The organism is Burkholderia sp. (genome assembly GCF_018375725.1).
Classification (GTDB): domain Bacteria; phylum Pseudomonadota; class Gammaproteobacteria; order Burkholderiales; family Burkholderiaceae; genus Burkholderia.
Genome location: NZ_JAHACR010000095.1, coordinates 1 through 13,360 on the forward strand (window position 1 = coordinate 1; position 13,360 = coordinate 13,360).

Genomic DNA, 13,360 nt, shown 5'->3' on the forward strand with positions numbered 1-13,360 from the left:
TCGTGCCCGAGGTGCCGTCGGCGGCGCACAACTTCGCGCAGCCGTGGACGCAGAGCACACTCGAGGACACGGTCGGGGTCGCGCGCGCGGAATATGATTTCCTGCCGAACTGGACGGCCTATGCGAGCGGCGGCGTGCGTCGCTCGCACGAGGACGGCACGTATTCGTCGCCGACGTTCAACGCTGCCACCGGCACGACCGCCACGCGCGGCGATGTGCTGCGCACGACTGACGCACTGGCGGCCCAGATCGGCGTGCGCGGGCATTTCTCGACCGGGCCGGTCACGCATCAGGTTGCGGCCGGTTTCGCCATCACGAGCCTCGAAGATCGCGAAGCGTTCGCGTTCAGCGGCGCGTTCCCGACCAGCCTCTACGGCGGCGGCATCGTGCCGGAGCCGGCGGCGACGGGTTTCGTGGCGGGCAGCTTCTCCGATCCGGGCCTCGCGGACCGGATCCTGACGCGCAGCGTCGCGGTATCCGACACGCTCGGCTTGCTGAACGACCGCGTGCTGTTCACCATCGGCGCGCGTCACCAGCAGCTGCGTCAGAACAACTACACGGTCGGCACCGACACGATCTCATCCACGTTCAACCAGTCGATCACGACACCGATATTCGGTCTGGTCGTCAAGCCGACCGACACGATCTCGCTGTTCGCGAACCGGGCCGAATCGCTCGCCGCGGGCCAGATCGCACCGTTCGGCGCAGCGAACGTGGGCCAGACACTGTCGCCGAACCGTACGAAGCAATATGAAGTCGGCGCGAAGTACGACACGAAGCAATTCGGCGGCGAAATCGCGCTGTTCCAGCTCGAGCAGCCGACGGCCTATACCGACAGCGCGACCAACCTCTTCGGCAGAAACGGCACGCAGCGTCATCGCGGCATCGAGCTGTCGGTCTATGGCGAGCCGGTCAGGGGCGTGCGGCTGCTCGCGGGCGCGACGCTGCTCAATGCCAAGCAGCTCGATACGAACGGCGGCGCGACCGACGGTTACCGGCCGGTCGGCGTGCCGAGCTACCTGTTCAACGTGAGCGGGGAATATGACCTGCCGTGGGTGCCGGGCCTGACGGTCAACGCCGCGTGGATTCACACCGGCAACCAGTATCTGGACGCTGCGAACAAGCTGTCGATTCCGGCATGGAACCGCTTCGACATCGGCGCGCGCTACACGACGACCGTGTTCAAGCACACCACGACGTTCCGCGCGACGCTCGAAAACGTCGCAAACCACGCTTACTGGTCGTCGACGACGGGCGGTTACCTGACTCAGGGCAGGCCGCGCACGTTCCTGATGTCGCTGACGACGGACTTCTGACGCGAGCGGTCGAACCAGACGCTGTCGGTGCGTCCCTCCGATACGCGTCTGGCTGTCGCGCGCCACATCCACGCATACGCGGCCGCGCCGACGGCCGCGACGATATCGACCGCCAGCGAGCCGCTGTCATGGCTCGCCCACCCAAGCGCCGACGGAAACAGCCGGCCGGCGATGCTCGTCAACGGGATCGCGGACGTCGAGATCACGGCCAGCAGCAGCAGCTCGACGGCTGCGCGCGGCGCGCCGCGCACGAATGCCCACGCGATGCACCCGACAAACACGATGTAGTAGATCGACGCGTGCCACGCGTGCATGTCCGCGGCCTGGCCGCCCAGCCATTTCGCCGCGACGATGCTCGATGAAATGCCGTTGATGCAGCCGAGCGCCACGCCTACCGTCAAGCATGCAAGGACGTGTGCCGAGCGCCGTTGCGCGACGCGCTGCTGTTCCTTGCGCTGCGACTTGCGACGGCTTTCGATCCACAGCAGATTGCCTGAATAGAACAGGAATGCGCCGGCGAGCCCGAGCAGGAAATAACCCCAGCGAATCGGCGCGCCGCCGTAACTGCCGAAATGCAGCGCATAGATCGCGCTCGTCGTGGCCGCCCAGTTGTCGCCGTTGCCATCGCCCGGCAGGAACTTGCGGTTGACGAACGCACCGCTGATGGGGTCCATCAAAGCAAAGCCGCCGCTGCGCGCGAGGTAGCGCGGATCTTCGCCGCGCACGAAAACGGTCGCGCCGGCTTGCCCCGCGTGTCGCCAGGTCAGTTCCGCGGGTTCGAAGTCAGGTGCGCGCGCATGAATCCTGTCGAGCAGCGCCGCGGGCGAGAGCAGCTTCATCGGATCCTGCGCCGGCGTCACGGGCGCGTTGCCGAAGAACGGATTCTGCGCGGCAAGCATCGGCTGGAGCTTGCCGTCGTAGATGAGTTGGTCCTGCGCGGCATAGATGTAGTCGTGCAAACCGAAGCCGACGACCGAGAGCGCCATCACCAGATGAAACGGCAAACTGAGAATGCCGACGACGTTGTGCGCATCGAGCCACATCCGTTTCAGATTCTTGCCGATGCGCAGCACGAACAGATCCTTGATCAGCGTCGGCAGCAGGACGACCACGCCCGACACCAGCGCAAGCCCGTAGAGCAGCGCCACCACGCCCATCACGCCCATGCCGACGCTGTAGCCGCCGGGTATGCCCGCCGTCATGTGCAGCACGTCGATGAACTGCGCGACATCGGACGGATGCGTCGTGTCGACGTGCAGCCGCCCGTTGGCATCGCGCGTGGCCGTCGCGCGTTGCGTGCCGTGCCGCGTCGGCCACACGAGCCATGCGTGATCGCGATCGTGAAGGCGCAACGACAGCACCTCGCGCGCGTCGGGCTGGGTCGCGAGCACCTGTGCGATCAGGTTCGGCGCGTCCTCGAGACGGATCAGCCGCTCGGTGCTCGCAGGCGGTGTCGTCCACCCGATCAGCGAGTCCTTGAACATCGTGATCGCGCCGGCGTAAAAGCAGATGAACAGCATGAGACCGCAGATCACGCCGGTCCAGGTGTGTACGCTCTTGTAGACGCGGATGAGATCGCTGCGCATGGAATTACTTGCAGAGTGCGACGAGCGCGAGCGTGGCGGCACTGGCCGAGCCGAGCCAGAGCCACGCGCGCAGGCCGGTGCGAAACAGATACGCTGCGGAAAAAATGGCGGTCCAGACGAGCGGCACGGTCAGCATCGCCGTTTCGGCTTTCGCGGCATCGACGCCGGCACTCGGCGCGAGCCGCACGAGCAGGCCGCTTGACGCGAGCGCGACCAGAAATCCGCAGATGGCGCCCGCCGTTGTCTTGCCGATCCAGTGCCCTTCGATTTTCGGTTTCTGTGCCACTGCGGGCTGTGCTTCGCTCATCGTTGCGTTCTCGTGACGCTTCGGACCAGGACCGCGACGAACGGAAACGCGACGAAGCTGGCCATCCATGTCGTGACGAGGAGGGCGAGCGTCGTTGCCGGATGCCCGGTGACCATGCCGGGAATCAGAGCCGCCACAGCGCCGGCAAGCGCGACGCGCCGGCTGAATCGTGGCCACAGCGGCGCGGCCCGCCATTGCTGCCCCGGCGAGCCGAGATAAAAAAGAAGCGCGCTGCCAAAGGCGAGCGCGACCGGCAATGACGCAAGCATGGGACGAATGGTTGAGGATCTTATGCGGTAATGAGAATCATTATCCTACACAAATCAAGGTTTTGACGAGCGTGGGGCGTTTGCGGCCGGCGCCGCCGGAGCATCATGGCGAATGCGATTGATGGGGCTGCCCCATTGCGAAAAGGCTTCGCATGCTAGCGTCCAGGTGGCAGATTCCCGCCGCCAAAGGCGTGAGTACCGTGACGGCAGTCGTCCGCGTGCCTGACAGGCATTGCCACGAGTCAACCGGTTGACGCGTTCCGCCGGGTCTTCGACGATACGGACACGTAGCGGGCCGCCCGGGCCCGAGCGCAGCGCCGGGCGCAAGGGGCATTTATGTCACAATCTGCTCCAAACGGAATTTTCCCGGCACTGACATGCGCATTTCCCTCCCCATCGATCGGCGCGCGATCCTGCGTAGCCGGCAACGCTGGCTGTACCTCGGGCTCTTCTGGCTGGGCGCGATCGTGACGGGACTTGTGGCAGTCGTGTATGCGCGGCTCATCGATTTCGCCTACGCCACCTTTTTGCGGACGATCGCCGACCACGGGTGGCTGCCGCTCTTTGTCACGCCTGCGGTCGCCGCGCTCGGCGTCTGGGTCACGCGCCGCTGGTTTCCGGGCTCTGAAGGCAGCGGCATTCCACAGGTCATCGCGACGTTGCATAACGTGCGCGAACTCGGACCGCGCCTGCTCACGCTGCGCATTCTGATCGGCAAGATCGCCTTATCCTGCCTCGCGATTCTCGGCGGCTTCACCATCGGCCGCGAAGGGCCCACGATCCATGTGGGTGCGGCGCTGATGTTTAGCCTGCGGCGCTTCTATCCGGCGCGCCTGCGCAGCATCTACGGCGACCGGCTCGAATACAAGCTCGCGCTCGCGGGTGCAGCCGCGGGCCTGGCGGCCGCCTTCAATGCGCCGCTCGCAGGCGTCGTTTTCGCCATCGAAGAACTCACGCGCAGCTTCGAGCAGCGGACCAGCGGTGTCCTGATTGCGGCGATCATCTTCGCGGGTGTCGTTTCACTCGCGCTGCAAGGCAATTACGTCTATTTCGGCACCATCGCCATCGACGGGCATTTTCCGAACCTGCTTGCGGTGGCTGCCGTCCTGGTCGGCGTGATAACGGGCGTCGCAGGAGGCATGTTCTGCTGGCTGCTTCTCAATACCGAACGCTGGATGCCCATGCCGTTGCTCGCATTGAGAAGAGAGCGTCCGGTCGCATTCGGCGCGGTGTGCGGGCTGTGCATCGCCGTTATCGGCGTTGCCAGCGGCGGCCATCTGTTCGGCAGCGGCTACGCGGAAGCGCGCGGCATGCTCGAAGGGCATTCATCGCTAGGCGGGGGGTATCCACTCCTCAAAATGGCGTCGATGGTCGGCTCGTATCTCCCCGGCACGCCGGGCGGACTCTTCGCGCCATCGCTTGCGATCGGAGCCGGTATGGGCAATGCGCTTCACATGGTGTTCGGGCAGATGCAGTTGCCGATGCTCATTGCGCTCGGTATGGTCGGCTATCTCGCCGCAGTCACCCAAAGCCCGATTACGGCATTCGTCATCGTCATCGAAATGATCAACGGTCATGCGCTCGTCATCTCGCTGATGGCCACTGCGCTGATTTCGAGCCAGGTCTCGAAGGTGTTCGCGCCACCGCTGTATGAGGCGTTGGCGCAGCGATACATCAAGCGATGACGCTGACTGATCGAGAGGCTGACGGCAGCGCACCCCGGCAATTTCGCCGCAACTGAGCCGAATGGGATCGCTTTGCCGCACAGCCCGGTCGTTTGATTGGAATGTGGCGCGTGCCTCTTCGGGCGCTTGCGTGGGACGTGAGGTGAGCCATCACGCATAGTCGACCGTGGCCCGCAGGCAGGAGTCAGGAATGCGGCGCATGCCCCAACCGCAGAAAATCCATCAGTTCGCCGACAATCGCTTCGGGGGCGTCTTCCTGCATCAAGTGTCCCGAACCAGGAACCCGCGTAAAACGCGCGCCAGGGATCATCGTCGACAATTCGACGCCTCGATCGACAGGGATCCACTGATCCTCCTCGCCCCAGAGGATGGAGACCGGGAAGCGAAGTTCTCCGTAATGCGGCTGGACTTCATCGGTATAGCACTGATCCATCTGGGAGATTTGCCGATAGAATGCCGCCTGCCCCTCTTCACCGATCCATGGCGACGAGTAAATGCGCAAAGTGTCCGCCGCGAGCGCGTGGTTTGCCGCACCTTTCAGGTAGGCGTCGACCATCGCTTCATGTATGTAAGCTGGCACACCGGCAAACGCGGTTTCATGTGCGCGCACATGGCGAACAAATGGTGAACCCCATGGGGCGACGGCTACTGGATCGATCAACAGCAGCGATCGATATTCGCAGCGGTCCAGCAATGCGGCTCTGAGTGCCGTCGCATCGCCAAAATCGTGGGCAACCACGTCAGGCTTTTCCAACTGCCAATAGTCGAGCAACGCGGCAAGCAGGCGATTTTGAATGCCCAGCGAAACATCCTGGCCTGCGCGCTTCTCCGAGGCTCCGTAGCCGGCCAGATCAAAGTAAAAGACTTCGCGAAATCGTGCCGCGATCGGGGCAATACGCCGCCAGACCTGCGAAGAAAATGGCGTCCCATGTACGAACACTATCGGCTCACCGGTGCCGATCACGCCATAGCGTATCGCCTGACCGTCGAAGTCAAATGCATGGGGCAACGGCAGTGCGCCTGGAAAGTGCTGCGGTGAAGCATGCGTCATGGATCGCCTCGACCATTGGACAGTGACGAAGAGCAAGGATAAGCTAACCTTCAAATGCCATCAAGGAGGTTAGATTTGGTTGGGGAGAAGAAATCTGGTGTGCCGGCGGTGGCGGGTGTCGGTGGCCATGTTGTCTTGGATTTTGTGAACACATGTGGCGGCTCGGGCAAGGTGCGGGATGACGAGCGATTGATCGATTGGCATGCGGCGGTCAACTGGGCGATCGAAAACCGTCTTCTCACCCAGTCTGATAGCCGACGGCTCGAGAAGGCGCGTTCGCGTGCCGGGCAGCACCCGTCGGATCTTCTGGCAGAGCTAACGGAATTCCGGGAGGCGATGCACGCCGTGTTTGCTGCGATAGCGGCCAGATCACCGCTTCCGGAGAGGGCTCGCGTGCGGCTGGAGGCTCATATCGTCCAAGCCTTGGGTCACTCGAGCCTGTGCGTTGACGGCGGCGCGCCAGCCCGCTGGTCGGTGTGTCCAGAAAAAGCCGGCAGCGCGCTCATGACCGATCGGCTCGCGCTCGCCGCAAGCGAACTGCTTACGCAACCGGTCCTGGCGCATGTCCGGGAATGCGGCGCATGTTCATGGTTATTCCTCGATTTGTCGCGGAGCAGGTCGCGCAGATGGTGCTCAATGGCCACTTGCGGAAATCGCGCCAAGGCACAACGTCACTACTATGCGAGTCGGGCGACGGATTGAGCGGCAAGCAGGCTATGCATGGCCGACGGGCGAGCGTGTAATGCCTGGTTATGCGTGATGCATAAAGGGCGGTTTGGGGAAAATTGGCCGTCTGCCCGGGATGACTTAAATGGCCCCGGCTTTCGAGAAGGCCGACTGGTTTAAGTTGAGACCGCCGCAATGGTCTCACTGCTCCACGGACTCCCTCGATATTCAAAGAGCCGCCGACGGTGGACCAACCCGGTCTTGTACAGCCCGTTAATGGTTTCGGCCAACCCATGGTCGTAGCCGTCACGCCTGCCGACCGATGGCTCGCTGGTAGCCCTGGCCGCTCGGTCGACGTCGGGCATAGCCCGTACCGTGATCACTGTCGCGGTCGCGCAATTTTGTTCAGCTATGATTCGGGAAAACCCGATCTCGCTCTGCGCCGTCCTTACCCGGACATGCAGGCCGGAAACGGGGAACCGAACGTCGCCGAGTGCCCCCGGAGCTGGAGACCCCAGCGGAAGGGCGCCTTCGGCGCCATCTCATCGCCGGATCTTCTCCGGCCATCGGAGCGCGGCCAAAAGCCGAGGCGCCGATACAAACGGATGTCATCAACCATGATTGCCGCCGCGTATTCACGCGCGCTCGACCGTGTGCGCATCGCCGACCCCGGGCTGTCGCGCCTTCGCAATGCCGCACGCTCGACGCTTGCCTGCGTCCTGACCGCCGCCATCGATATCGCATGGGCGGTTCATCACGATCGGCACATTACCGTAGCCGCCCTTGGCGCATTGTTCGCGATGATCGCGCCGCTGTTCCTGCGCGAAGTCCGTCTTTCCGGCTGGCTCGCGTCACTGTCTTGTTTTTACGTCTGCGCGTGCGCGTGTTTTGCGGTGTCCGCGGCGGTCGCCTCTCATCCGCTGTGGCGCGATGCCGTCCTGCTGCTGGTCGTGTTTACCGGCATGTTTTGCCAGCCATATGGCCCGCGTGCGGTCGGCTGCGCCTTTCTCGCGCTTGTCGCCTGCTATCTGGGACTGTATCTGCACCCGACCGCCGCACAAATCATGCAGATGCTGATCGTCTCCAGCACGGCGCCCGTTCTTGTCGCGCTCGTAGGGCGCGTCTGCATTCCGATGGGGCCCGGTCGAATGCCGTCGCTCAGCGCAGGCGCGGTCTTTCGATCTCTCTCGTGCGCGATCGCGCGCATCGAAGCGGGCGTGCCTCGCGTCGCGCGCCGGATCCAGGCCGGGCCGGGACATGAGTCGCGCCGTATCGCGTCATTGGCCAATTCGTGCGCGTCGCGCGCATGGACGCCTGCCGTGCCGGCTACCGTCGCGGCCGCGCTCGCCATGCTGATCGGCAACGGCGTGTCGGAAGAGCGCTGGATGTGGGCAGTCATCAGTACGTTCGTCATATTCTTCGGAACGACATCGCGCGAAGACACCCTCCGCCGGGTCGGCCAGCGGCTGGCGGGCACGCTGGCTGGCGCGCTCGCGAGCGCGCTGCTCGTCACGATGTTCCGGCACGTGCCGCAGGTGCTCATGGCGGCGATGGCATTGTCGGTCTTCGGTTGGGCGTATTACATCCTGCATGCCTATGCGCGTGGCGTGTTCTTTATCACCGTGCTCATCGGGCTCGTGTATGGGCAACTCGGCTTCGCAATCGTGCCGCTGTCGGCGCTGCGCATCGAAGAGGTCGTAGCAGGTTGTGCCATCTCGGTGGTCGTCGCGGTGCTGATGATGCCGTCCGCTGCAATGCGCCGGATCGAAGCCCTGAGGACGGAAGGGCGTTAGTCGGCCATGCGGCCTGCTCAATACGTCCGTCCCAACTGGAAATAGAGGTTGCGCCGCCCGCCCGGCGCGAGCGCAATGCCGATATAAAGCGGCCCGAACGACGTTGTGAGGCTCGTGAAGAACGAGTAGCTCTGCCTGAGCGGCCCGGCGCTGATGTCGCTGTCGAGCGACCAGACGTTGCCGAGTTCCGCGCTGGCTCCGACAAACAGGGCCTTCACGGGCGATGCGGTGAACGTCATCAGCTGGTTCATGTACGTGATCTGCCCGTAGACGAGCGCGTTGCCGGTCAGCTGGTCGGCCGCGTAGGCGGCCAGATGCTGGAAGCCGCCGAGCGTCAGGTCGAGCAGGTTGACCGGACTGACGCCGCCGAAGCTCTTGCCCGCCTCGATGCTCGCATTGACGCTGTGCCGGCCGAACTGCTGCGCGACCATCGCCTTGCCGAAGACTTCGGTGTACTGGTGCGGCCCGCTCGACACGAACGAGCGCTCGGCGCGCAGTTCGCCGAAGTAGCCCTTGCGCGGGAACAGCGGATCGTCGAGCTGGTCGATCACGAGCCGCGCCCGCGCGCTGAGCTGCCGCCCGTTCGTGCCGTCGAACAGGAAGCGGGTCGGCTGTCCGTCCGGCGTGAACGCCTGCGGCACGTTGTAGTTCGGCGATGCGTAGCCGTGTGCATACGCGAGACCGATGCGGAAATCGCCGAGCCGCCGGATCGGCACGCCGAAGTCGAAGCCGACACGCTCGGTCTGGAGCCTGAACTGGGTCAGCTTGATGTCGTTGAGATAGACGTTCGCGAAGCGCCGCTCGTATTCGGCATACGGTGCGGCATAGACGCCGGTTTGGGACGACAACGGTTGGCGCAGTTCGGTGCGGACCGACTGGCGATCGCTGCCGAGTGTCGTATCGGCGCGGAATTCGAGGCCCGACGCGGTCAGCCAGGGCCGCCGGTAGCCGAGGTGCAGGCGGAAGCCGCCCTGGTCGGTCGAACTGCTCGACATGCCCAGACCGAACAGCAGGAAGTTCGGCCCCCAATACTTTTCCCGCGCGTCGATCACGAGCCGGTTCTCGTCGCCTTCGCTCACGACCTGCTGCGTGACGCTCTCGAAATTGCCGCTTGTCGTCAAGGTGAGCAGATCCTGGCTGATGGCCGTCGGATCGTACAGATCGCCCGGCTTCACGTGCAGCGCATCGCTGACGACGCGCGCCGGCACGCCGCCGTCCGTCCGGATATCGATGCGGGTAATGCGGATCGCCGGCGGCAGCGGTTGCGTGTGGGCCGAGCGGTAGGCCGCGTATTGCGCGGGCGTCAATGCGTAGCGCCTGAGGCGGGGCAGGGCCGCGATCGCGGCGGCCTCGCCCGCGGCGATCGCCTGATGGGCGTTCTGGAAATCAGTGAATGCGAGCGAACCCAGCTCGGGTGTCAGCAGCACGTCGTTCGGCGTGATCTGCTGGCGCTGCGACAGCACGTTCTGGCGGATCAGGATGCCGACCATCTGCTGCATCACGTCGGCGGGCGTCGCAAGCGTATCGAGCGGACGCAGCGGCGAACCGATATCCACGGCGATCACGACGTTCGCGCCCATCTGGCGCGCGGTATCGACCGGCAGGTTGCTGACGAGGCCGCCATCGACCAGCACCCGGCCGTTGACCTCCGCGGGTGCGAACAGGCCCGGCATGGCCATGCTGGCTCGGATGGCGAGCGGCAGCGAGCCGCGGTCGAGGACGATCATCTGTCCGGTCTGCAGGTCGGTCGCGACGGCGCGGTACGGGATCGGCAACTGGTCGAACGGCTGGTTGGACGGCACCGCCACCATCCAGTCGGCGAGCAGCGCCTGCAGCCGGTTGCCCTGCACGAGGCCGGCCGGCGTCTTGACGCCCTTCGCGCCGAAGCCGAGCGTGAGGCCGTTGACATACAGGCGCTCATCCTCGCGCGAGCTTTGCGGCAGATCCGCGCGCTCGGTCACGTCGAATGCGATGTCCGCGAGATTGACCTGCGACAGGCGCGCCTGCATGTCGTGGGCGGCCATGCCGCTCGCGTAAAGGCCGCCGACCACGGCGCCCATGCTGGTGCCGGCGATGCAGTCGACCGGAATGCGGTTTTCTTCGAGCACCTTCAGCACGCCGAGATGCGCATAGCCGCGCGCGCCGCCGCCCGACAGCACGAGGCCGATCGCCGGGCGCTCCGCCGGGCCGCCGGCGGCCCGGCAGGCGTGCCCGGCGGCGTGAGGCTCGGCGGATGCGGCAGCCGGGGCCGCGGCGGGCTGTGGACCGGATTGCGCCACAGCGGCATGGCACCCGATGGCGGCGAGCATCGGACAAAGGCGGCGCATGCTCCGCCAGCGGAAAGAGTCGGGCGCTGTCATCGTGGCTCCCCGGCGTGGCCGGGCGGTCGAGGGTTTGCGGACGGCAGGCAGAGCCCAGAGATTAGCGTGTTTTGATGGGTGAGAACCGGTGTCGGTCGATCCTGACGGATGCCAGAGCGGGGCGCCGGCGACCGTGTCGCAAAAAAACAGGGGAATGGCCTAAAGTATTCGGGCGCGCCGCCGCTAAAGCCGGGGATAGGCTGGCAGGCGCGGCGCCCGTATGCACGGCGCCCGTATGCACGGCGCTTGCATGCACGGCGCCCGTACGCAAGACGCCCGCTTCGTCGGGCAGTCAGGCGCCGGGCCGAATTCGATCGGGCCGTTCGTTCGAAAGGGTTTCAATATGTCGACACCGCTGTTCGGAAAGTTGTTCGCGCAACCGGTCGCAATGGATCCGGGAACCGCGAGTACGCGGATTTACACGCATGATCGCGGCGTAGTGCTGAACCAGCCGTCGGTCGTCTGCTTTCGCAAGGCGGGCGGCGCGGACGCGCGTCCGACGCTCGAAGCGGTCGGCGAGCAGGCCAAGGCGCTGCTCGGCCGTACGCCGGGACATCTCGAGGCCGTGCGACCGCTTCAGCACGGCGTGATCGCCAATTACGACGCGGCCGAGCAGATGATCCGTCAGTTCATCGACATGTCCGAAACACGCTCGTTGTTCGGACGGCGTGTCGAGGTGACGCTGTGCGTGCCGTCCGGCGCGACGGCGGTCGAACGCAACGCGCTGTCCGAGGCGGCGCTCGCGGCCGGCGCGGCGAGCGTCACGCTCGTCGACGAGGCGCTCGCCGCGGCGTTCGGGGCGGGGCTGCCGGTGACCGATGCGATCGGCTCGCTGGTCGTCGATATCGGCGGCGGCACGACGGAGGTGGCGGTGATCGCGTTGGGCGGCATCGTCTACCGCGAGGCGATCCGCGTCGGCGGCGACCAGTTCGACGCGGCGATCGTCAGCCATGTTCGCGGTCTGTATGGCGTGCAGCTCGGCGAGCAGACCGCTGAGCACGTGAAAAAGACGATCGGCACCGCGTGCGGCGGGATGCCGCGCGAATCGATGCGGGTGGTCGGGCGCAGCGTGGTCGACGGTTTGCCGAGGACGATCGAACTGTCCAATCACGATATCGCCGATGCGCTGGCGGCGCCGCTGAAAGCGGTCGTGGATGCAGTCAAGCGCACACTCGAAAATACGCCGCCCGAACTCGTCGCCGATATCGCGGACCGCGGCATTGTGCTGACGGGCGGCGGTGCGTTGCTCGCGAATCTCGCCAGGCGCCTTCACGACGAGACCGGGCTCGCCACGCGCGTCGCCGATGATCCGCTGACCTGCGCGGTACGCGGCGCCGGCGCGGCGCGGGGGAAGATCCGGAGCGCGGCGGCGATCGCCGAGGGCATCGGTCTCGGGCGATGATGCACAGTCACCGCGGCGTGGCAAACGTTGTCGGGGCGCGGCCGCGTTGCGTTCGGTATTGAGAAGGCGACGCTGCCCGCGTGTGCCGTTCTGTCCTATCCTGTGCGAAAAACGTGACGCGCGCCGCGCGTCCCGTACGAGACAGGAGCATCGATGCCGAAGCCAGCAGACGAATCGACCGGCAGCGTGCCGCAAGCCGCGCGCGAGTCCGCGGCGGCCACGCCGGATGCCGCTTTTATCGCGCCCGAAACCGATGTGCAGGCGAGTGCGCGCAACAACCAGTACGTGCTGAAGGCGGGCGACGCGTTCGTCGTCAGCGATGCGCTCGGCGACATCTGCGGCCGCGACGACGGCCTGTTCGTCGAGGACATGCGTGTGCTGTCGCAATGGCGACTCACGTTCGGCGGCCGCGCGCCGTCGTTGTTGTCGGGCGCGACGGGCGCCGACAACGCATCGTTTACGGCGCACCTGACGAACCGGCCGCTGCCGCCGCTCGGCGGCCACGAAACACCCGAGGGCGTGATTCACATCGAGCGCACGCGCGTGCTCGCGGACAACGTGCTCTACGAGGCGCTGACGCTGACGAACTATGGCGCGAGCGAGGCCGAGGTGCCGCTGTCGCTGTCGTTCGGCGCCGATTTCAAGGATATGTTCGAAGTGCGCGGGACGCGTCGCGAGCGTCGCGGCGCCATCGCGCCGCCGTCGATCGACGCAGGCGCGGTGCGCTTGCGCTATGACGGGCTCGATGGCGTGGAGCGCGCCACGACGATCAGTTTTTCGCCGGCGCCGGACGCGCTGTCGGTCAACCGCGCGGACTACACGCTGACGATCGCCGCGCAGGCCTGCGTGTCTATCTATCTGACCGTCGCGGCGACGACCGGCGCGGCGAGCGCGAGCGCGCCGCCCGGCGATCGCCTTTAAAGAA

At 65.5% G+C, this 13,360-nt stretch carries 10 protein-coding genes and 1 pseudogene; 6 read left to right on the forward strand and 5 right to left on the reverse strand.

Annotated features, from left to right (window positions below; genetic code table 11):
* The coding region (locus KH616_RS12675) for a TonB-dependent receptor (RefSeq protein WP_292244923.1) at positions 1–1,316 on the forward strand (1,316 nt) is incomplete at its 5' end.
* Here the strand turns inward: KH616_RS12675 and KH616_RS12680 are convergent.
* Genes KH616_RS12680 through KH616_RS12690 form a run of 3 tightly spaced genes read right to left on the reverse strand, consistent with a single transcriptional unit; the run spans position 1,268 to position 3,466 of the window.
* Entirely contained in the window at positions 1,268–2,902 is a 1,635-nt protein-coding gene (locus tag KH616_RS12680) for a PepSY-associated TM helix domain-containing protein (RefSeq protein WP_292244925.1), read from the reverse strand. The genes KH616_RS12675 and KH616_RS12680 overlap by 49 nt on opposite strands.
* Before the next feature lie 4 nt (positions 2,903–2,906).
* On the reverse strand, positions 2,907–3,209 hold the full coding sequence (locus KH616_RS12685; protein ID WP_292244927.1) for a hypothetical protein: 303 nt from the start codon (positions 3,207–3,209) through the stop codon (positions 2,907–2,909).
* Entirely contained in the window at positions 3,206–3,466 is a 261-nt protein-coding gene (locus KH616_RS12690) for a hypothetical protein (RefSeq protein ID WP_292244930.1), read from the reverse strand. The genes KH616_RS12685 and KH616_RS12690 overlap by 4 nt, the downstream gene beginning before the upstream one ends.
* Positions 3,467–3,855: 389 nt before the next feature.
* On the opposite strand from KH616_RS12690, the gene KH616_RS12695 reads away from it, so the two are divergent.
* A complete protein-coding gene (locus KH616_RS12695) occupies positions 3,856–5,163 on the forward strand; it encodes a chloride channel protein (protein ID WP_292244931.1) in 1,308 nt (435 codons plus the stop codon).
* A 184-nt stretch (positions 5,164–5,347) separates the two neighbouring features.
* On the opposite strand, the gene KH616_RS12700 is transcribed toward KH616_RS12695, so the two are convergent.
* Complete coding sequence (locus KH616_RS12700; RefSeq protein ID WP_292244933.1) at positions 5,348–6,214, reverse strand: alpha/beta hydrolase; 867 nt, start codon at positions 6,212–6,214, stop codon at positions 5,348–5,350.
* Between the two features lie 75 nt (positions 6,215–6,289).
* On the opposite strand from KH616_RS12700, the gene KH616_RS12705 reads away from it, so the two are divergent.
* Together KH616_RS12705 and KH616_RS12710 are read left to right on the forward strand one after the other, a co-directional pair.
* Positions 6,290–6,916: an ABATE domain-containing protein gene (locus KH616_RS12705; RefSeq protein WP_292244935.1), complete on the forward strand. Its 627-nt coding sequence runs from the start codon at positions 6,290–6,292 to the stop codon at positions 6,914–6,916.
* 581 nt (positions 6,917–7,497) lie between these two features.
* Positions 7,498–8,673, forward strand: coding sequence for an FUSC family protein (locus KH616_RS12710; protein ID WP_292244938.1), 1,176 nt, complete (start codon positions 7,498–7,500; stop codon positions 8,671–8,673).
* Between the two features lie 17 nt (positions 8,674–8,690).
* On the opposite strand, the gene KH616_RS12715 is transcribed toward KH616_RS12710, so the two are convergent.
* Positions 8,691–10,982 carry a patatin-like phospholipase family protein gene (locus KH616_RS12715; protein ID WP_292244940.1) on the reverse strand — a complete coding sequence of 764 codons (2,292 nt, stop codon included), beginning with the start codon at positions 10,980–10,982 and terminating at the stop codon, positions 8,691–8,693.
* Between the two features lie 394 nt (positions 10,983–11,376).
* On the opposite strand from KH616_RS12715, the gene KH616_RS12720 reads away from it, so the two are divergent.
* Both KH616_RS12720 and KH616_RS12725 read left to right on the forward strand, forming a co-directional pair.
* On the forward strand, positions 11,377–12,435 hold the full coding sequence (locus KH616_RS12720) for a rod shape-determining protein (protein WP_292244942.1): 1,059 nt from the start codon (positions 11,377–11,379) through the stop codon (positions 12,433–12,435).
* Between the two features lie 153 nt (positions 12,436–12,588).
* Positions 12,589–13,323, forward strand: a pseudogene (locus KH616_RS12725) (glycogen debranching N-terminal domain-containing protein); the annotation flags it as partial.
* Between the last annotated feature and the right edge of the window lie 37 nt (positions 13,324–13,360).